The following is an 18,460-nucleotide window of genomic DNA, read 5'->3' as shown; positions in this document are numbered from 1 at the left end:
CCGCTTCTAAGACCTCAGGCTGCCCTCCGACCCCAGCCCGCGGGGGGCGTGGGGGGCGGAGCCCCCCACATCGGGGGGTTCCGGGGGGTCGTCCCCCCGGGCAGAAACAGACACCGTGACCATGCGCGACCAGATGGAGTACGGGGACGGGGTCGGGTGGGACCAGTTCGCGCCCCGGTCGCCGAAGACCAGCATGCTGTCCGGGCCGGTCGGGAGCAGCACGCCGTTCGCGGAGTTCTGGTAGTCCGCCTCCACCGGGCGGGTCCACGTATGGCCGCTGCCGTCGGGTGAGGACAGGAGCGCCAGGCCGGGGCGGCCGACCATCAGCACGAGCGAGCCGCCCGGCAGCAGCGACAGCGACGGGTACACGCTGACGACGTTCTGGCCGGCGGCGACCAGCGGCGTGGCGGCCGACCAGGTGGCCCCATCGTCCGTGGACCGCGACACGTACATCGGCAGATAGCTCCCGATCCGCATGACGATGAGGAGCGAACCGTCCGCGACGCGTTCGAGCGCGCCCTCGCAGAATCCCTCGTAGCCCGCCGCCGTCGTCAGGTCCGGGTTCACCGCGACGGTCGCGGCGACGGTCCAGTTCACGCCGCCGTCGGTGGACTTCAGCACGATCTGCCGGTACTTGGTGTCGGCCGCGTAGAAGCCGTAGCCGGACTGGTAGAGCGTGCCGCCGGCGTCCTCCACCACGGGGTGCACGAGCGCGTACCCACCCTGGGAGTACCCGGGCCGGTCGGTCTGCGTGGAGATCGGGCGCATCGCGGTCGGCGCCGTCATCACGCCCGTGCGCGCGGTCCAGGTCGCGCCGCCGTCGTGGGAGACGCTGGAGTCGACCTCGGCCTTGAGGTCGCCTGAGCCGGCGACCATGTAGGTGTGGTACGCGACGGCGAGCACGTCGCCGTCGCGCAGCCGGGTCAGGTTGTACGACGCCGCGTCCGGCATCGGGTTGGCGGCCTGGTCGACCGTCCACGTCCTGCCCATGTCGTCGGAGTGGGCGTATCTCGTGCCGGTCGTGGTGTTGTCGTCGCCGTGCGCCGGATAGGCGAGCAGCACGCGCCGGCCGGTGCCGTGCGGCTCGATGACGGCGGCGTTGGGCATCTGCATCGGCGTCGGCGACTGGTCGACGGTCACCGGCGGCGCGATGCCGAACGGCGCGGTGCCGCCCGGCGGCGGGGTGTTCACGGCCGGGCCGAAGCCGACGTCGTCGAGGTAGACGTCGTCGCCGGAGGTCGGCGTCCCGTCGCTGGAGAACTGGTATCCCGTGATGTCAGCGAGCGCCCGCACGCCGACCGGCCCGCCGTCGCCGACGTAGCGCCCGCCGACGTAGACGTGCGCGGCGCTCTGGTCGGACGGGACCCGCACGTCGAACGAGGTCCAGTCCGCCTTCGGAACGGTGCCGGCCGGTGCCACCTGCGTCCAGTTGACCCCGTCGTACCAGCGGACGCGGCCGGTGCCGTCCACGGCGAGGTGGAAGACGGTCTGCACACCCGCGACGCCGGTCTGGTGGCCGAGGAGGTCGACCAGGAAGCCGTTCGGCAACGCGGCCGGGTACGCGGTGAAGCTCAGCTCCGCCCCCTGCTGCGCGGGCTGCGCGCACGCCACCTTGGTGATCTTCGTGGTGCTCGGGTCGTCGAGGCGCAGGGACCGCGCGCTCTGGTATCCGCGTGCGGAGCTGACCAGTGCGGCCGCCGCACCCGACGGCGTCGTGCAGGCCGGTGGCACCTGCCCGACCGGGTCGCTCTCGAACGTCCGCACTGTGGGAGCGGCCGTCGCATGGCCCCCGGCCACGAGGCTCGCCGCCAGGACGACCGGTACGACGAGAGCTCTGGTGATCCGCGACATCGGCTCTGCCCTCTCTTTCGGCGTTCCCGAAAACAACACACGGAATGCCGTTCCATGTCAACGGTAAGGTCGGAGGGCAACCGTAGGAGAAAGGCACATCAATGAAGACCGTTCATCCCGAGCACTTCCCCACTCCTGCCGTCCCCCTCAGCCATGGCGTGCGCGCCGGTGACCTGTTCTTCGTCTCCGGCCAGGTCGCGACCGGCCCGGACGGTGCCGTGCTCGTCGGTGACTTCGAGGCCGAGGTGAACTCCGCCATCGACAACGTCGAGGCCGTGCTCCACGCCGGCGGCGCGACCCTCGCCGACGTCGTCAAGGTGGGCGCCTACCTGTCGAACGCGGCGCTGTTCGCCCCGTTCAACGAGATCTACGCACGCCGGATCGGCGACGTGCCGCCCGCGCGTACGACCGTCGTGGTCGGCTTCGGCCATCCCGACGTCCGCGTCGAGATCGAGGCGATCGCCCACCTCGGGAAGTAGGCCCGCAGGCCTCCGCCGGATCCGCGGCACCGGCGGAGGCCATCGCCACGGCGTCTGCGAAACTTCCCCGATGCCTCTCACGACCGGCGCGCCGAACGCCGATCTCACGCGGACCTTCCCCGAGCTGGCCCCGTACGCGCGAACGACCGTGCGGCTGCATCCCCGGCGCGGCGAACCGGGGATGCGCGACAGCCACATCGGCGGCCCGCTGTGGTGGCCCGCCGCCGAACCCTGGCCGCACTGCGGCCGGCACAAGGATCTGAACGGCAGGCCGAATGACCCGTACCCGATGGTCGCCGTCGCCCAGCTGACCGCCGCACACTTCCCCGAGCTCGGCTTCCCCGGCGGGACGGATCTCGTCCAGGTCCTGTGGTGTCCCGAGTGGCACGAACAGCCCCACCCTCACGGCTGGGGGCAGGCCTGCCGGGTGGTCTGGCGGCGTACCGAAGAGATCACGGACGCGCGGGCCGGGAATCCCGATACGGAGGAGGATTGGGACCCCGAGTACGACATGGTCCCGCGCGCCTGCGTCCTGCACCCCGAGCGGGTGGTGGAGTACCCGTGGCCGGAGGAGCTTCCCGGCGACCTCGGGAGCCGCCTGGAGTACGGGTCGGCGGCGCGGGACCTGTACGACGACGTCGCGGCCGTACTCGGCCACAAGGTCGGCGGCAGCATGAACTGGTCAGTGTCCGACATGCCATCCCCGCTGGACTGCTCCGCCTGCGACGCCCCGCTCACCCTGCTCCTGCAGGTCGACACCTACGAGTGGGGCCTGGGCGGCTGGGGACCGGACGGTGAGCCGCACCGGTTCTGGCCACTGGAGGAACGCCACCTGGAGCCGGGGAGCGAGGAGTTCGAGGCGGCACGCGCGCCGACCGGGATGACCGTCGGCCGCGGTGGTCACGCGGGCCTGTTCGTCTGCTCCGCCGACCCGACCCACCCGCCGTCGTTCTTCACGCAGTGACTTCGCAGGCTACCCGGCCGGCTCGAAGCCGGCCGGGCGCAGTGACCGGTGCACGATCCGCAGCGCGGCGTCGAAGTCCGGGTCGGCGGTGAGCCCCTCGGCGGCGGTCTTCAGCTCGGCGACGTAGTCCTCCTGCTGTGCCTCGGTGAACTCACCGGACGGCCCGGACACGCTGATCGCCGCCAGGCACTCACCGCCGAACAGCAGCGGCACGGCGACGCAGCGCAGCCCGGCGCTGCGCTCGTTGTCATCGAGGGCGGACCCGCGCTCTCGCGTCAGCCGCAGCTCCTCGGTCAGGCCGGCGAGCGTCGTGATCGTCTGATCGGTGAACGCGGGGAACGGCTCGGCCGGAGTGCTGGACCGCAGCACGCCCGGCTCGACGTGCGCGAGCAGCACCTTGCCCAGCCCGGTGCAGTACGCGTGGTCCCGGGTCCCCGGAGGCGCCATGAACCGCAGCGGGCGGTCCGGCTCGGTCACGCAGATGTGCAGCACCTGCGCGCCGTCGAGCACCCCGAGGTTGGCGGTCTGGCCGGTGCGGCCGGCGACCGGGCGCAGGTACTGCCCGGCGACGACGGACAGGTCCAGCGACGAGACGTACGCCGTCGCGAGCCGCTGCACCTTGTGCCCGAGCCGGTAGGAGGGCCGGTCATCGACCCGCACCGCGTACTCCAGCTCGCACAGCACGCTCAGGAGCCGTACGAGGGTGCTCTTCGGCAGCGCGGTGTGCTCGGCGAAGTCGCCCAGTGTCGGCGGCTCGGGCCGCATCGCCATCTGTTCGAGCAGTGCGAGGCCGCGGGCCAGTGCGTTGGCGTGGTAGTTCGCCGACGCGGGGCGCGTTTCGTCGATCGGCGCCTGCTTAGTCCGGCGCGATGGTGCGGCCACCTGAATCTGCCTCCTGCTCGGTCGTCGGGAGATATCGGAGGGTGCGTCGAAGTGTCCCGGTCACGGGCCCACCACGACGTCATTCTCCGGAAAATGGCACGCGCTCGCGGGGCCATCGCCCGCGGAGCCGACCAGCGCGGGCGTTTCGGTGGCACAGATGTCGCGTGCCTTCCAGCATCGGGTACGGAACCGGCACCCCGACGGCGGGTCGCTCGGGTCGGGCACGTCTCCGGTCAGAGTGATCCGCTCGCGTTCGCCGCGCAGCGCGGGGTCCGGCACCGGGACCGCGGACAGCAGGGCACGCGTGTACGGGTGGCGGGGCGCGGTGAAGATCTGGTCCCGGGTGCCGATCTCGACGATCGTGCCGAGATACATCACCGCGATCCGGTGCGAGATGTGAGCCACGATCGACAGGTCGTGGGAGATGAAGACGTACGCCAGTCCCAGGGTCCGCTGCAGACGGCGCATCTGGTTGACCACCTGCGCGCGGATCGACACGTCCAGCGCGCTGACCGGCTCGTCCAGCACGAGCAGCTTGGGGTCCAGGGCGAGCGCGCGTGCCAGCCCGACGCGCTGGCGCTGCCCGCCGGAGAACTCGTGGGCGTAGCGGTTCTCGTAGGCCGCCGAGAGGCCGACCAGGTCGAGCAGCTCGCGTACGCGTGCCGGGCCACCGTCGCGGTAGCGGCCGTGCACCCGCAGCGGCTCGGCGACGATGTCGTGCACGGTCATCCGCGGCGACAGCGAGGAGTACGGGTCCTGGAACATGATCTGGATCTCGGCGCGCAGCTCGCGCAGCCGGCTCCCGCGCGCCGCGACCAGGTCCTCGCCCCGGTACAGGATCCGGCCGCCGGTCGGTTCGAGTAGCCGTACGATCATCCGGCCCGTGGTCGACTTGCCGCAGCCGGACTCCCCCACGATGCTCAGCGTCTCGCCCGCGTTCAGCGCGAAGCTCACGCCGTCGACGGCGCGGATGTCGCCGTCGTGCCGGCGCAGCACACCACGCCGGATCGGGAAGTACTTGCGCAGGTCCTCCACGCGCAGCAGCTCCGGGGCGTCCTCGCGCCCGCCGGTCCGTGCCGTCTCCGTCGCCGTGTTCACCTGGCCTCCTCCCCCACCGCGTACAGTGCCCGGCCGTCGGCGAGCTCGTCCGCGAAATGGCACGCGCTACGCCGGACCTCGCCCTCGCCGGACGGGCCGGACAGCTCGAGCAGCTCGGGCCGGTCCGTACGGCACCGCTCGCGCGCCATCGGGCAGCGCGGATGGAACGCGCACCCGCTCGGCGGGTCGCTCATGTCGGGTGGGCTGCCCGGGATCGACATCAGCTCGCCGTCCAGGTCCGCGCGCGGCACGCTCGCCAGGAGCCCGGCGGTGTACGGATGCCGGGGCCGGGCGAACAGGGGACGTACGCCGGCCTCCTCCACCACCCGCCCGCCGTACATCACGACCACGCGGTCGGCCAGCTCGGCGACGACGCCGAGATCGTGCGTGATGAGGATCGTCGCCGCCCCGGTCTCCTGCTGCGCGGTGCGCAGCAGGTCGAGCACCTGGGCCTGGATCGTGACGTCCAGCGCGGTGGTGGGCTCGTCGGCGATGAGCAGGTCCGGGTCGTTCGCGATGGCCATCGCGATCATCGCCCGCTGCCGCATGCCGCCGGAGAACTCGTGCGGGTACTGCCCGTAGCGGGTCTCCGCGTCCGGCACCCCGACCTTGCGCAGCAGCTCGACAACGCGGGTACGCGCGGCGTCCTTGCCCAGGTCGCGGTCGTGCAGCCGCAGCGCCTCGGCGACCTGCTGCCCGACCGTCATGACCGGGTTCAGCGCGGTCATCGGATCCTGGAAGATCATCGCGACGTCACCGCCACGGATCTCCCGCAGCCGCTCCCCGGTGACCGCGCGCAGGTCCTCGCCGCGGAACACGATCCGGCCGTCGCGGATGACGCCGGGCGGCGTACGGATCAGGCCGAGGATCGACATCGCGGTCACGCTCTTGCCCGAGCCCGACTCACCGACCACGGCGACGATCTCACCGGTGCGGACGGTGAGGCTCACGCCGTCCACGGCGTGCACGAGACCGTCGTCGGTGGCGAAGTCCACGACGAGGTTCTCGATCGACAAAAGCGGCATCGTGAGCCCTCCTTCGTCGGAGGGAGCGGCCATCGGCGCTGTGTTGTCGATGCCCTCGCTTCGCTCGGTCATGGCCATCAGCCCTCCTCAGGCTCGCCGGGGGTCGACCGCGTCGCGCAGGCCGTCGCCGATGAAGTTGACCGCCAGGACCGTGATGGCGACCGCCAGGCCGGGCGGCAGCCACAGCCAGGGCATCGACCGGATCACGGTGAGGCTCTGCGCATCGGTGAGCATGTTGCCCCAGCTGGCCGCCGGTGGCTGCACGCCGATGCCGAGGAAGGACATCGTGGCCTCCAGGCCGATCGCCTGGGCCACGGCGATCGTGGCCACGACGCTCACCGGCGGCAGCGCCGCCGGGATGATGTGCCGGCGCATCAGCCAGAACGAGCGCGCGCCGGCCGCGCGCGCCGCCTGGACGTACTCCTGTTCGCGTACCGACAGCGTGACCCCGCGGACGATCCGCCCGCACTGGGGCCACTGGAACAGCCCGATGGCGATGACCATCGCGGTGACGCTCGGCCCGATGATCCCCGCGATCACCACCATCACGACGAGCGAGGGAAAGGACATGAAGACGTCCACGAGCCGCATCGCGGACTGGTCGACCCAGCCGCCGAGCAGGCCGGCCAGACTCCCGACCACCGTGCCGATGATCACCGCGAGCAGCGCGGCGGCCACGCCGACGCCGAGGGACACGCGCCCGGCGAACAGCAGGCGGGCGAGCACGTCCCGTCCGGTCGCGTCGGTGCCGAGCCAGTGGTCGCCCGACGGCGCGGCGCGGGTGGAGAACAGGTCGATGGTGTCCGGGTCGTGGCCGGAGATCTGGCGGGCGAACACCGCGGCCAGCACGATCAGCACGAGCACGACGGCACTGATCACGGCCATCCGGTGGCGCAGGAACCGGCGCAGCGCGCGGCGGCCCGGTGACCGGCGGGCCGTGGCGGGTGCCGAGGTGTCCAGTTCGACCGCGCTCATCCCAGCCTCACCCTCGGATCGACCAGTGTGTACAGGATGTCGGCGAGCAGGCTGGAGATCAGCACCAGCACCGAGATGATCAGCGCGAACCCGATGATGACCGAGTAGTCGTGCCGGCCCACCGAGCTCAGGGCGAGCTGTCCCATGCCCGGCCAGGCGAAGACCTGCTCGATGACGACCGCCCCGGCGAGCTGCTGGGGAAGGTTCGCGGCGACGTAGGTGAGCACGGGGATCAGGGAGTTGCGCAGCGTGTGCCGGATGACGACACGGCGCCGGGGCGCGCCCTTGGCCTCGGCGGTGCGCACGTAGTCGGCGCCGAGCTCGCTGATCATGCTGCTGCGGACATAGCGCATGTACGCGCCGGAGTTGCCGAACCCCAGGATGAGCGCCGGCAGGACCAGGTGCTGAAGGGAGTCCCCCAGGCCCGGGGAGTTCGGATCGGAGATCCCCGACGACGGCAGGATCGGGAACTTCACGGTGAACACGTAGATGGCGATCAGCGCGATGAAGAACGCGGGGATCGACACCGACCCCAGGCTGACCACGGTCGCCGCGTAGTCGACGCGGGTGTTGCGGCGCAGTGCGGCCACGATCCCGAGCGGGAACGCGATCAGCAGGGACAGCACCAGGCCCGTGGTCATCAGCTCGAGCGTGGGGCCGAGGCGCTCGCCCAGCAGGGAGGTGACCGATCGCCCGTTGACGAGCGAGTAACCGAAGTCGCCGTGGAGGGCGTTCACCAGCCAGTGCCAGTACTGCACGATCAGCGGCTGGTCCAGGCCCAGTTCGTGGCGTTTGGCCGCGACGAACGCCGCGCTGCCGGAGTTGAGCTGGTCCGCCGGGATCATCATGGCGATCGGGTCACCGGGCGCCTTGTGCACGAGCCAGAAGATCACGATGGTGATGAGAAGGAAGACCAGGATGTTGATCAGCAGGCGGCGCGTGATGTAGGCACCCATGGCACCCCCTTCGGTCGGCCGCCGGACCGCACGGCGTCGGCCGTGCGGTCCGGCGGGTTCGGAACTCGGGTCACAGCGACCAGCCGGCCGGGTTCCAGAAGGCGCTGTCCTGTGAGCCTGCCGCCTGGAATCCCTTGATCTTCTTGTTCACCGCCCACAGACCCGTCGGGTCATAGAGCCACATCAGGTCGGCCTGGGAGTTCTCCTCGAGCACGGCCTGGTCGTAGGCCGCCTTGCGCTGCGTGGTGTCGGCGATGGAGTTCGCCTTGGTCAGCTGTTCGTCCAGCTTCTTGTCGCAGAACCAGTCGATGTTGCCGCCCGTGGGGTACCGCTGGTCGCAGGTGGCGATCACGTTGACGTTCCACGAGTCGACCGCGTAGTTGCCGCCACCGTACAGCGTCATGTCATAGGACTTCTTGTCATAGGTTCCGGCGATCTGCGCCCCCTGGATCTGCTTGAGCTTCACCTTCACCCCGACCGCGGCGAGCTGGCTCTGCACGATCGTCGTGGTCGCGTCACGGTCGCGCTGGCCGGGGACCCACTGCAGCTCGACCGTGCGGTTCGGGTCCCAGCCGGCCGCCGCCAGCAGCGACTTGGCCTTCGCCGGGTCGTAGCCGTACTCGTTGATCCCCTGCGGCGTGTTCGCCCCGAAGAAGTCGGAGTTCTGCACGGTCGCCTTGCCGGCCAGGACCTTGTCGACGAGCGTCTTGCGGTCGACCGCGTACAGGAACGCCTGCCGGACCCGTACGTCCTTGAAGTAGGACTTGGTCTGGTTGAGTGCGATGCGGACGAACCCGGCACCCGCCTTCTCCTGGACGGCGATGTCGCCGAAGCCCTTGACTGTGCTCAGGTCCGCCGGGGAGAACGACGCGATGTCCATGCCCCCGTTGCCGAGCTGGGCGGTCGCCACGTCCGAGGTCATGGGCTTGAGGTAGACGTCCTTGATCTTGGCCGGCGAGCGGTAGGTGGGGCTCGCGGTCACGTGGACGTACTGGTTGGTCTTGTACTCCACGAACTTGTACGGCCCGGATGTCACCGTCGGGGCGCGGAAGTAGGCGTTCTTGGCCACCTGCGCGACCGGTACGTCGCCCAGGATGTGCTTGGGCGCGACGTACGCGATGCCGACCTGGGCGAGCAGCCCGATGTCGGGCTTGGCGGCCTTGATGACGAAGGTGTTGTCGTCCGGCGCGCTGAAGCCCGAGATCGTCTTGGCCTTGCCCTTGACGAAGTCGCTCACGCCCTCGACGGCCGCGTAACTGCCCGCCGTGGCGCTCGTGCTCTTGGGGTCGGCCAGCAGCCGGTAGGTGAACAGCACGTCCTGAGCCGTCAGCGGCTGCCCGTCGCTCCACTTCAGCCCGGGGCGGAGGTGGAAGGTGAAGGTCTTGGCGTCCGGGGAGACCTCGAAGCTCTGGGCCAGCTGCGGCTGGAGCCTGTAGTCCGGATCCACGGCCAGCAGGCTCTGGTCGAGCATCGACATGACCTGGTTGTCCGGACCGCTGGAGGGGGCCAGCGGGCTGAAGATCCCGGCGGGTTCCTGGTAGAGGTAGACGTTGATCGCGCTCTTCCCGCCTCCGCCGCCGGTGCCGGAATCGGACGCGGGTCCGGTGCACGCGGCGGCCGACACGGCCGCGAGAACGGCGACGCCGAAGGCGCCATATCTGAACCGTCTTGCCATTGCGAACCTCGCAAATCGGTCTGGCTTATCGGGGGAACAGAGGGATCCGCGCCACATGGAACATAATTCCATGTACACAATGGAGGCGCGGAGTCCCCACGTCAAGGGGTGAATCGTGGCCGTACAGCGGGTACTTCGCGGGGTCAGCCGGCGGAGGGCACCCAGTAGGAGTAGAGGTCGCTACCGGTGAGGTGGAAGCGGAACTGGACCTGACGCCCGGACAGCGCCGACAGGCTCCTGCCGCCCTTCCACCGGACCGTCGCCTGGTACTGGTCTCCCTTGACCGGTACGGCGTCGTCCGCGGTGTAGCCGGGAATGGGCGTGCCGTCGGCGGCGTCGAGCACCTCAACGGTGAGGGACCCGTGGGAGTGGACGACGGCGTTCACCTTGAGAGCGCCGCCGTGGAAGACGACCGGCTTGGTGGTGACCTCGCCCGGCTCACCGGTGCCCGGCGTCGAGGCGTTGGTCAGCGACACGAAACCGTCGCGCCGCCAGCTCGCCATGCCGGTCTGGCCGAGATAGGTGTCCGGGTCGGGGACGGTCGCGTCCTGGCCGCCGTGACCGGCGTTGAAGGCGCCGTAGTACATGGTGATCTTCTTGTCGGTCACCAGCGCGTTCGACGAGGTGTAGAGCGCGCCGTCGTCCCATGCCCCGGGGTCGCCGGGCCTGAGGATCGGGTCGCGTACCGGGCGGCTCCAGTCGGTCAGGTCACGCGATGAGGCGACCTCCGGCAGCACCGGGCCGGCACCGGCGGAGGACTGGGATCCGGTGGTGTAGTCGGTGGTGAGGAAGACCCACGGGATGCCGATGTAGGTGCTCTCGTAGGGCAGCACCGGCATGCCGTAGATCTGGCCTTCGAGCCCGTTCAGCGCCTCGGCGGCGCCGTCGTCGGCGTAGTCGCCGCTCACCGCGAGCTGGGGTGTGCTCCAGGTGAGGAAGTCCTTGCTGGTCGAGACGAACGCGGCCCGGTCGTAGATGCCCGGCGTGCGGGAGGTGAACATCCGCTTCTTGATGGTGGCGATGTAGAGCTTCTGGCGCGGGTCCCAGGTCACCTGGGAGACGTCGCCGTCGAGCAGCGCGGGCTTGTCCTCGCCCAGCGTCCAGTCGTAGCCGTCCTTGGAGAAGTACACGTAGTAGCCGAGCGTCTGGTTGACCACGCCGGAGTGGAACTGCATCAGCGCGAAGCGCCGGTCCGGGCTCGCGTCGGGGTTGTACGCGATGGTGCCGCCGCCGGCGATGACCAGGTTGGTCTTGGCGGCGGGGATGTCCTTGTAGCCGACGCTCCCCCGGCCCAGCGGCTTGGTCCACTTCTCGCCGTCGCGGCTCTCGGCGTAGCAGAGGTAGTAGTTCGGCGCGACGTCGTTGTTGCAGTCGTACCACATGCGGTAGACGCCGCCGATCTTGAAGACCGAGCCGTAGGTGTACGCCGACGTCTCCCACGGCTTGTCGGGCCGTACGACCGGCTCGGGCAGCTTGTGCGCCGCGTGCACGACCCGGCCGACGTCCTTGGACGAGGCGATCCGGTAGTCGTCGAGGAACAGCTCCCGCGACGAGCCCAGGCTCGGGTCGTACGCCTGCGGCGCCTCGGCGAGGTTCACCTCGTCCCAGTAGGACACGCCCGGGTCGCCGGCGCGGATCCGCACGGTCACGTTGGCGGTGCCGGCGGGCGCGGTGCCCGCGACCGTGGCGGTCTGCCAGTCCGTGCTCGCATCCGGTGTGGCGACGTGCTCGCCGAGGTCGGCGCCGTCGAACCCGGTGAAGTCGAGCGAGAGCGCGGCCGGCGTCCCGCTCTTGCCCTTGACCTTCGCGCTCAGCCGGTACTCCCGGCCCGCGGCGGCGACGATCCGGTCGCTGGAGACCGTCACCGCGTCGCCCTTGTCGTTGATCTCCAGCGAACCCAGGCCCGCCGTCCGGTAGGCGGAAAGGTTGACGATGTTCGCGCCGGCCTCGTCGCCCTCGACCGCCCACCCGATCGGGTGGCCGGCCCGGTCACCGGCGTCGAAGCCGGCGTTCGGCACGAGCGTCGTGGACTTTCCGGGGTCGGTGCCGGGGGGCGTCTGGCCGCCCGCCGTGGGTGGCCGGTACGCCACGAACGCACCGAGCATCACCGTCACGAGGACGGCGGGGGTGATGCGCCGCCGTACGGCCGACCATCCCTCGCGTTGAACCATCACGACCTCCAGGGCCTGGATCCGGGGCGCTCAGCGTCGTGTGGAATGTCATTCCATGTCAAGACTCGCGACGCTTGACATGGAATGGCTTTTCATGGAGAAACGGGGACAATCCGGCGCCGTCGCCGGGACCCGGACGAAGTGCAGGTGGACCCATGATGCGAAATCGCGCCCCCCGGACGGCTCGGCTCGGACTCGGCGTGGCCCTCGTGTGCTGCTCCCTCGCCGCGTTACCCCTCACCGCGTCGGCGGCGTCCTGGACCGGGTCGCGGCTGGTCCCCGACCCCGGGTTCGAGGAGAGCACGTCATCGGCGGCGCGCTGGTCGGTGTCCGGCCAGTCCGGCGCCGTCTCCGTCGTGTCCTCGCCGGTCCACGGCGGCCACGTGGCGGCGCGGATCGCCGACACCTCGGCCGACGAGGGCGTCAGCCTGCGCAGCGAGCACCTCGCCGCCTCCCCCGGTGAGGAGCTGACGGCGAGCGCCTGGGTGGACCGGGTCTCCGGCCAGGGCGGCTACCTGTACCTGGAGTTCTGGAAGGCCGACGGGACCACCCGCGTCTCCGCGGTCTCGACGGCCGCCGGCACGGGCACGGGCTGGCAGCAGCTGACCGCCCGCGGCGTGGTCCCGGACGACGCCGTGACCGCGACCGTCCTCGCGTACAGCAACGTCGCCGACCAGGGCACGACGGTCTGGGACGACACCACCGTCACCACCCTCCCGCCCCCGGCGCGGCGCGTCCCGAACGCCGGGTTCGAGGAGCCGCGCGAGGGCACACGTCCCACCGAATGGACGGTCTCCGCCCCCGGCGGATCGGCGACGGTGGTCACCTCCGGCGCCCATTCCGGGCTGCGGGCGCTGAGGATCGCGGACAACTCGACCACCGGCGAGGTCTCCGCGCTCAGCCGCGCGGTCCCGGTCACGGCCGGTGAGACGATCACCGCCTCGGCGTGGGCGTCGGGCACGACCGGCTCGCTGTACCTGGAGTTCCGCCGGTCGGACGGCACCCGTATCGAGCCACCGTCGAAGGTCGACGTGGGTACCGGGAGCGGCTGGAAGAAGGTGACCGTGGCCGCGGCCGCGCCGTCCGACGCGACGACCACCTCCGTACGGCTCTACGACGACCAGAAGAGCACGGGCACGACGACCTGGGACGACGTGGTGCTCCGTTCCAGCCTCGACTCCGCGTACGCCGAGGCGGTCGGCACCGGCACGGTGCTGTTCGTCGGCGACCAGCGCGTCGAGTCGTACGCGAACGTCACCCGCTCGGTGCACCCCGGCACGAAGACCGGCGACCCCGCGCTCGCGAGCGTCGGCACGGGAGTCGTGCTGGCCGGTGGCGCCTGGGACGGCAACCCACGGGTGAGCGGGACCGTGCTGCCGGCGCCCGGCGGCGGCTACCGGATGTGGTACACGGCGGCGGACGGCTCGACCTGCGGTTACTGCACCGGCTACGCCGAGAGCACCGACGGCATCCACTGGGACCGGTCGATGGAGACCCACTCGGTGTACCCGTACGGCCCCGGCGGCGTCGTGGCGAACCCCGCCTCGACCGGCCCGCGCTACTACATGCTGCACTCCCACGGTCCGGACAGCCCGCAGTCCGACCACTACTACGCGGCCCAGTCGAATGACGGGAAGACCTGGACCGAGATGAACTCCGGCAACCCGGTGATCAACGGCTGGGACGTCGTCAACGTGACCTACGACCCGAGCACGAGCCGGTACGTCGCGATGACCAAGCAGTATCCCGTCGGCTACGTGGCGAACACGAACCCGGCCGGGCCGCGCACGGTGTGGATGTCGACCAGCACCGACTTCGTCCACTGGACCTCGCCCCGCCCGTCGTTCGCCGCCGACCTGCGCGACGACGCGGCGATCACGGACCCGGCGCCGTCCGGGCACGCGCGCTGGTCGGAGGTCTACGGCATGCCGGCGATCCGGTACGGCGAGCAGTACCTCGGGCTGCCCTGGGTCTTCGACATCACCGACAGCCCGACGACGCTGGCCGACCCCGGGCCGGACAAGGGACGGCAGCACGTCGAGCTCGCCTCCTCCCAGGACCTGCTGAACTGGAGCCGCCCGAGCCTGGGCAACCTCATCGCTCCCGGAGCGGCCGGGTCGTGGGACTGGGGCTGGGACATGACCGGCACGACCCTGCTGACCGTCGGTGACCAGGTCCGGCTCTACTACGCCGCGTTCGCGGGCCAGCACAGCTGCTCCGCCGGCGACGTCTCCGCGGGGCTGTGCACGACCCCGTTCGGCAACTCTCGTGTGGGGCTCGTGACCTGGCCGAAGGACCGGTTCGCGTCCTTCCACGCCGGCGCCGGGGGCGGCAGCGTCACGACGCGCACGCTCAGCCCGTCCGGGTCACGGCTCACGGTCAACGTCGCCCCCGGTTCCGGCTCGCTCAGGGTCGAGGTGCTGGACGCCGACGGGAACCCGATCTCCGGCTACACGGCCACGGACGCCACCCCGATCACGTCCGACACGCTCGGCACCGCCGTCGGCTGGGGTTCGAGGACCACGCTGCCGGCCGGGCCCATCCGGCTGCGGTTCGATCTCACGGCCGGCGACCTGTACTCGTACACGATCAGCTGAAGGAGAGATCCCGTGGTGTCACGGCCTGGGGGAATCGGCTTCGACGCGGCCACCGCGACCTGGATCCTGCACACGCCGGACACCACCTATGCCCTCCGGCTCGCCGAGGGCCGCCCCGCGCACGTCTACTGGGGGGCGGCCCTCACCGACGCGGAGGCGACCTCACTGCCGGTCCGCGCTGAGTCCGGGGCCCGGCAGCGTGGCAGCACGAGCTTCGAGGCGCCGTTCGACGGGACGGAGGAGTACGCCTGGGACGGCGGCGTGCGTTACGGCGTGCCGTCGTTGCAGGTGCGCTTCGCCGACGGCGTCCGCGGCCTCGAACTCGACCACAGCGGTCACGAGATCACCGGTGACTCGCTCACGATCACACTGCGCGACCGGCACTACCCGCTGGAGGTGGGCCTGCGCTACCGCGTGCGCGGAGACGTCATCGAACGGTCCGCCACGCTCACCAACGCGGGTGCCTCCGACGACATCGAGGTGCTGCGCTTCGACTCCGCCGCCTGGGTGCTCCCCCACCGCGAGGACTACCGGCTCTCCCACGTCACCGGGATGTGGGGCGCGGAGACGCAGGTACGGCGGGAGGCGGCGGCCGTCGGCGAGACCGTCTTCACCAGCCGCCGCGGCATCACCGGCCATCACGCGAACCCCTGGGTCATGGTCGACGACGGCTCGGCCACCGAGGAGCACGGCGAGGTGTGGGGCGTCGCCCTCGCGTGGAGCGGCACGTGGCGCATGACCGTCCAGCGGACGCCGCTGAGCCGGACCAGCGTGACGACCGGCTTCGGCCACGACGGAGTGTCGTGGCGGCTCGCCCCCGGCGAGCGGCTGGCGACGCCGGTGAGCGCCGGGATGTTCTCGACCGGCGGGTTCGGCGGCGCGAGCCGCGGCTGGCACTCCTACGTCTGGCGGCACGTGCTGCCGGAACCCTCGGAGCCACGGCCCGTGCTGTTCAACTCCTGGGAGGCGACGTTCTTCGACATCGACGCCGGCCGGCAGGCCGACCTGGCGTCGCGGGCGGCCGAGCTCGGTGTCGAGCTGTTCGTCGTGGACGACGGCTGGTTCCGCCCGTACAAGGACGACCGGGCGGGGCTCGGCGACTGGCGGATCAACGCCGAGATCTTCCCCGACGGCCTCCAGCCGCTGATCGAGCACGTGCACGGGCTCGGCATGGCGTTCGGGATCTGGGTGGAGCCGGAGATGGTGAACCCGGACAGTGGCCTGTACCGGAGCCGCCCGCACTGGGTGCTGCACCAGCCGCACCGGGCACGCTCGGAGCTGCGCAACCAGCTCGTGCTGAACTTCGGCCGCGACGACGTGCGCTCATGGGCCTTCGCCTGGCTGAACCGGCTCGTACACGGCACCGGGATCGAGTTCCTGAAATGGGACATGAACCGTACGTTCAGCGAGGCCGGCTGGCCGGAGGCCCCCGATCCGGAGCGCCTGTGGATCGAGCACACCCGCGGCGTGCACCTGGTCATGGACCGGCTGCGCGCCGCCAATCCGGAGTTGCGCATCGAGTCGTGCAGCGGCGGCGGAGGCCGGCTCGACCTCGCCATCCTCGCGCGTACGGACCAGGTGTGGGCCTCGGACAACACCGACGCCTCGGACCGGCTGCGGATCCAGCACGGGTTCACCCAGCTCTACCCGCCGGGTGCGCTGGAGGCATGGGTGACCGACAGCCCGAACAAGGTGACCGGGCGCCGTACGCCGCTCGCGTTCCGGTTCCACGTCGCGATGACCGGCGTGCTCGGGCTCGGCGGCGACCTGAGCGCCTGGCCGGTGGCGGACCGGGAGGAGGCCGCCGAACTGGTCGCCCTCTACAAGCGGATCCGCCCGCTCGTGCAGCACGGCCGGCAGTACCGGCTCCGCCCGCCGTGCTCCGACGGGCTCAGCGCGGTGCAGTTCGCCGACCGCGACGTCGTGGTCTTCGGCTTCCGTGAGACGCCACGGATGGGCTTCGGCGTGCCGCCGCTGCCGCTGGCCGGCCTGCCCCGGCGGGCCCGGTACCGCGACACGCGGACCGGCACCGTGTACGACGCGGGCGTGTTGACCCACCACGGTCTCACCCTCGACCTGCCGCCCGGGGAGTACGCCAGCACCGTCGTTCACCTGGAGCGTCTTGACGACCACCCGCGTGAAGACGGCGTGCGGTAGGCGTCCGATTCGGGCCCTGTCGCCCGCAACGACGCGAACTCGAGACCTTGTCCGGATGACACTGCCAAGCCGAACTTGCTTAACTATGGGCGATCTTTGTCGTAGTCACCGTTCCACGCGGGCGGGGCGCCGGAGGTGGCAATGCGGGCCGGACCGTCGTTCATCGTCGTCTGGTTCGTCATCGGCGCGGTCGCCGCGGGGCAACGCCACGACTACTCCCACTTCGACGCGAGCTGTGCCAAGACGACCACGATCGTCCTGACGATCCTGTCCGGCCCGCTCAACTACGCGGGCATCAACCCCCAGGTCTCCTGCCGGATGCCCCAGCCCAGCAAGTGACGCCCGCCCGGCCGCGTCACGTCATGGGCTCCAGGATCGCGCAGGCGCGGCCGATGCCGTCCTCGGCACGTATCCGGCGGCCGGCCGCGGCCGCGCGCGTACGGATGCCCGGGTCTCCCACCCCGGCCGACACGCGTGCGGCGAGGGTGGAGGCGTCGAGTCCCTTGACGGGAAGCGGAGGCGGTCCCGCGCCGAGGGCGGCGACCCGCTCGCCCCAGAACAACTGGTCGCCGAAGAACGGGCACACGACGGTCGGTGTCCCCGCCCGCAGGCCGGCGGCCGTGGTGCCGGCGCCGCCGTGGTGGACGACCGCGGCCACACGCGGGAACAGCCACGAGTGCGGCACGTCCTCGACGAGGAAGAGCGCGTCGTCCGCCGTGGCCGCCGAGGCCGCCGAGGCCGTGAGCCTCCCGGTCTCACGGCACGCGCCGCCGGTCAACACGCCGCGCAGGCCCGCCCGGCGCAGCGCGGAGCGTACGACCTGGAACGTCTCCTCCGGGTCGCGCGGCACCATGCTGCCGAACCCGACGTAGACGGGCGGCGGACCGGCGGCCAGGAACTCCGTGAGGGCGGTGCTCGGCGTCCAGGCCGGCTCGTCGAGGAACCAGTAGCCGGTCAGATGCACGTTCGACGGCCAGTCCGCGGGCCGCGGAACCACCACCTCGCTGAAACAGCAGAGCACGGTCACATCGCGTACGCGGTGCATGGGCCCCCGCAGCGGCAGTTTCGGCAGGCCGAGCACGTCGCGCCGCCAGGGGTTCACGAACGGCCGCAGCAGCTGCCAGCCGAGCTGGTCGACGGCGCCGAAGCTCAGCCGGTTGGCACCGAACGCGTGCCGCATGAGGGGATGCGGGAAGGCACGCGTCGTCCGGCTGGGCTGAAAGTGGATCAGGGCCTCGGCGATGCCCAGATGCTCGGCGATGTGGTGCCCGACGAACCCCAGTGTCGGATAGAGGATCAGGTCGGCACCGGCGCAGGCGTCCAGGGTCTCGGCGAGGATGCGCTCCACGATCGGCCCGAGGATCCTCTTGAACCCGGTGACGAACCGGAGCGGGTTCCGCCCGCCCGCCAGCCACGCCTGGCCCTCCTCGGTCTGCAGGACGTGCGCCGGGTCGACGGACAGCGGCGCGAACTCCAGTCCGGCGGCGAGCGGAGCGTACACACCACTGGCGATCAGCCGTACCGTGTGCCCACGGTCCGCGAGCGCCCGCCCCAGCGCCGAGCAGGGCTGGATGTCGCCACGGGACCCACCTGCGAAGATCACTACACGTCCGGCCATGTGTTCACGGTG

General features: G+C 71.0%; 14 protein-coding genes. 5 read left to right on the top strand and 9 right to left on the bottom strand.

Annotated features, from left to right (window positions below):
- Positions 1 to 6: 6 nt before the first annotated feature.
- On the bottom strand, positions 7 to 1,851 hold the full coding sequence (locus FB559_RS30455) for a sialidase family protein (protein ID WP_141960041.1): 1,845 nt from the start codon (positions 1,849 to 1,851) through the stop codon (positions 7 to 9).
- 101 nt (positions 1,852 to 1,952) lie between these two features.
- Between FB559_RS30455 and FB559_RS30450 the strand changes: the two genes are divergently transcribed.
- Both FB559_RS30450 and FB559_RS30445 read left to right on the top strand, forming a co-directional pair.
- Positions 1,953 to 2,330, top strand: a complete 378-nt coding sequence (locus FB559_RS30450; protein ID WP_141960039.1) for a RidA family protein — start codon at positions 1,953 to 1,955, stop codon at positions 2,328 to 2,330.
- A 70-nt stretch (positions 2,331 to 2,400) separates the two neighbouring features.
- Positions 2,401 to 3,294, top strand: coding sequence for a YwqG family protein (locus FB559_RS30445; RefSeq protein WP_141960037.1), 894 nt, complete (start codon positions 2,401 to 2,403; stop codon positions 3,292 to 3,294).
- Positions 3,295 to 3,303: 9 nt separating this feature from the next.
- Here FB559_RS30445 and FB559_RS30440 read toward each other — a convergent pair whose 3' ends face one another.
- From FB559_RS30440 to FB559_RS30410, 7 genes are all read right to left on the bottom strand, one after another.
- Complete coding sequence (locus FB559_RS30440) at positions 3,304 to 4,176, bottom strand: IclR family transcriptional regulator (protein WP_141960035.1); 873 nt, start codon at positions 4,174 to 4,176, stop codon at positions 3,304 to 3,306.
- 60 nt (positions 4,177 to 4,236) lie between these two features.
- A complete protein-coding gene (locus FB559_RS30435; protein WP_141960032.1) occupies positions 4,237 to 5,274 on the bottom strand; it encodes an ABC transporter ATP-binding protein in 1,038 nt (345 codons plus the stop codon).
- Entirely contained in the window at positions 5,271 to 6,371 is a 1,101-nt protein-coding gene (locus FB559_RS30430) for an ABC transporter ATP-binding protein (RefSeq protein WP_246122205.1), read from the bottom strand. The genes FB559_RS30435 and FB559_RS30430 overlap by 4 nt, the downstream gene beginning before the upstream one ends.
- A gap of 15 nt (positions 6,372 to 6,386) precedes the next feature.
- Positions 6,387 to 7,274, bottom strand: coding sequence for an oligopeptide ABC transporter permease (opp4C, locus tag FB559_RS30425; protein WP_141960030.1), 888 nt, complete (start codon positions 7,272 to 7,274; stop codon positions 6,387 to 6,389).
- Positions 7,271 to 8,230, bottom strand: a complete 960-nt coding sequence (locus FB559_RS30420) for an ABC transporter permease (RefSeq protein ID WP_141960028.1) — start codon at positions 8,228 to 8,230, stop codon at positions 7,271 to 7,273. Before FB559_RS30420 ends, opp4C begins: the two co-directional genes overlap by 4 nt.
- Before the next feature lie 70 nt (positions 8,231 to 8,300).
- Positions 8,301 to 9,905: an ABC transporter substrate-binding protein gene (locus FB559_RS30415; protein ID WP_185792464.1), complete on the bottom strand. Its 1,605-nt coding sequence runs from the start codon at positions 9,903 to 9,905 to the stop codon at positions 8,301 to 8,303.
- Positions 9,906 to 10,048: 143 nt separating this feature from the next.
- Positions 10,049 to 12,076 (bottom strand): hypothetical protein, encoded by a 2,028-nt coding sequence (locus tag FB559_RS30410; RefSeq protein WP_141960024.1) that lies wholly within the window; start codon positions 12,074 to 12,076, stop codon positions 10,049 to 10,051.
- Between the two features lie 155 nt (positions 12,077 to 12,231).
- Here FB559_RS30410 and FB559_RS30405 point away from each other — a divergent pair, with 155 nt between their 5' ends.
- The 3 genes from FB559_RS30405 to FB559_RS30395 all read left to right on the top strand — a co-directional run bounded on the left by FB559_RS30405 (position 12,232) and on the right by FB559_RS30395 (position 17,169).
- Entirely contained in the window at positions 12,232 to 14,673 is a 2,442-nt protein-coding gene (locus FB559_RS30405) for a hypothetical protein (RefSeq protein ID WP_221640244.1), read from the top strand.
- A gap of 12 nt (positions 14,674 to 14,685) precedes the next feature.
- Positions 14,686 to 16,830, top strand: a complete 2,145-nt coding sequence (locus tag FB559_RS30400; RefSeq protein WP_221640243.1) for an alpha-galactosidase — start codon at positions 14,686 to 14,688, stop codon at positions 16,828 to 16,830.
- A gap of 141 nt (positions 16,831 to 16,971) precedes the next feature.
- On the top strand, positions 16,972 to 17,169 hold the full coding sequence (locus FB559_RS30395; RefSeq protein WP_141960022.1) for a hypothetical protein: 198 nt from the start codon (positions 16,972 to 16,974) through the stop codon (positions 17,167 to 17,169).
- A gap of 16 nt (positions 17,170 to 17,185) precedes the next feature.
- On the opposite strand, the gene FB559_RS30390 is transcribed toward FB559_RS30395, so the two are convergent.
- Complete coding sequence (locus FB559_RS30390; RefSeq protein WP_141960020.1) at positions 17,186 to 18,448, bottom strand: glycosyltransferase; 1,263 nt, start codon at positions 18,446 to 18,448, stop codon at positions 17,186 to 17,188.
- Between the last annotated feature and the right edge of the window lie 12 nt (positions 18,449 to 18,460).

It is taken from the genome of Actinoallomurus bryophytorum, assembly GCF_006716425.1.
GTDB lineage: Bacteria > Actinomycetota > Actinomycetes > Streptosporangiales > Streptosporangiaceae > Actinoallomurus > Actinoallomurus bryophytorum.
The sequence above is the reverse complement of the archived record's forward strand: the minus strand, read 5'-3'. Positions and strand labels throughout refer to the sequence as shown.

Bases quoted from the DNA above. Each gene is read 5' to 3' on its own strand.
- FB559_RS30455 (WP_141960041.1), bottom strand. From the start codon at position 1,851: ATGTCGCGGATCACCAGAGCTCTCGTCGTACCGGTCGTCCTGGCGGCG.
- FB559_RS30450 (WP_141960039.1), top strand. From the start codon at position 1,953: ATGAAGACCGTTCATCCCGAGCACTTCCCCACTCCTGCCGTCCCCCTC.
- FB559_RS30445 (WP_141960037.1), top strand. From the start codon at position 2,401: ATGCCTCTCACGACCGGCGCGCCGAACGCCGATCTCACGCGGACCTTC.
- FB559_RS30430 (WP_246122205.1), bottom strand. From the start codon at position 6,371: ATGACCGAGCGAAGCGAGGGCATCGACAACACAGCGCCGATGGCCGCT.
- opp4C (WP_141960030.1), bottom strand. From the start codon at position 7,274: ATGAGCGCGGTCGAACTGGACACCTCGGCACCCGCCACGGCCCGCCGG.
- FB559_RS30420 (WP_141960028.1), bottom strand. From the start codon at position 8,230: ATGGGTGCCTACATCACGCGCCGCCTGCTGATCAACATCCTGGTCTTC.
- FB559_RS30415 (WP_185792464.1), bottom strand. From the start codon at position 9,905: ATGGCAAGACGGTTCAGATATGGCGCCTTCGGCGTCGCCGTTCTCGCG.
- FB559_RS30410 (WP_141960024.1), bottom strand. From the start codon at position 12,076: ATGGTTCAACGCGAGGGATGGTCGGCCGTACGGCGGCGCATCACCCCC.
- FB559_RS30405 (WP_221640244.1), top strand. From the start codon at position 12,232: ATGATGCGAAATCGCGCCCCCCGGACGGCTCGGCTCGGACTCGGCGTG.
- FB559_RS30395 (WP_141960022.1), top strand. From the start codon at position 16,972: ATGCGGGCCGGACCGTCGTTCATCGTCGTCTGGTTCGTCATCGGCGCG.
- FB559_RS30390 (WP_141960020.1), bottom strand. From the start codon at position 18,448: ATGGCCGGACGTGTAGTGATCTTCGCAGGTGGGTCCCGTGGCGACATC.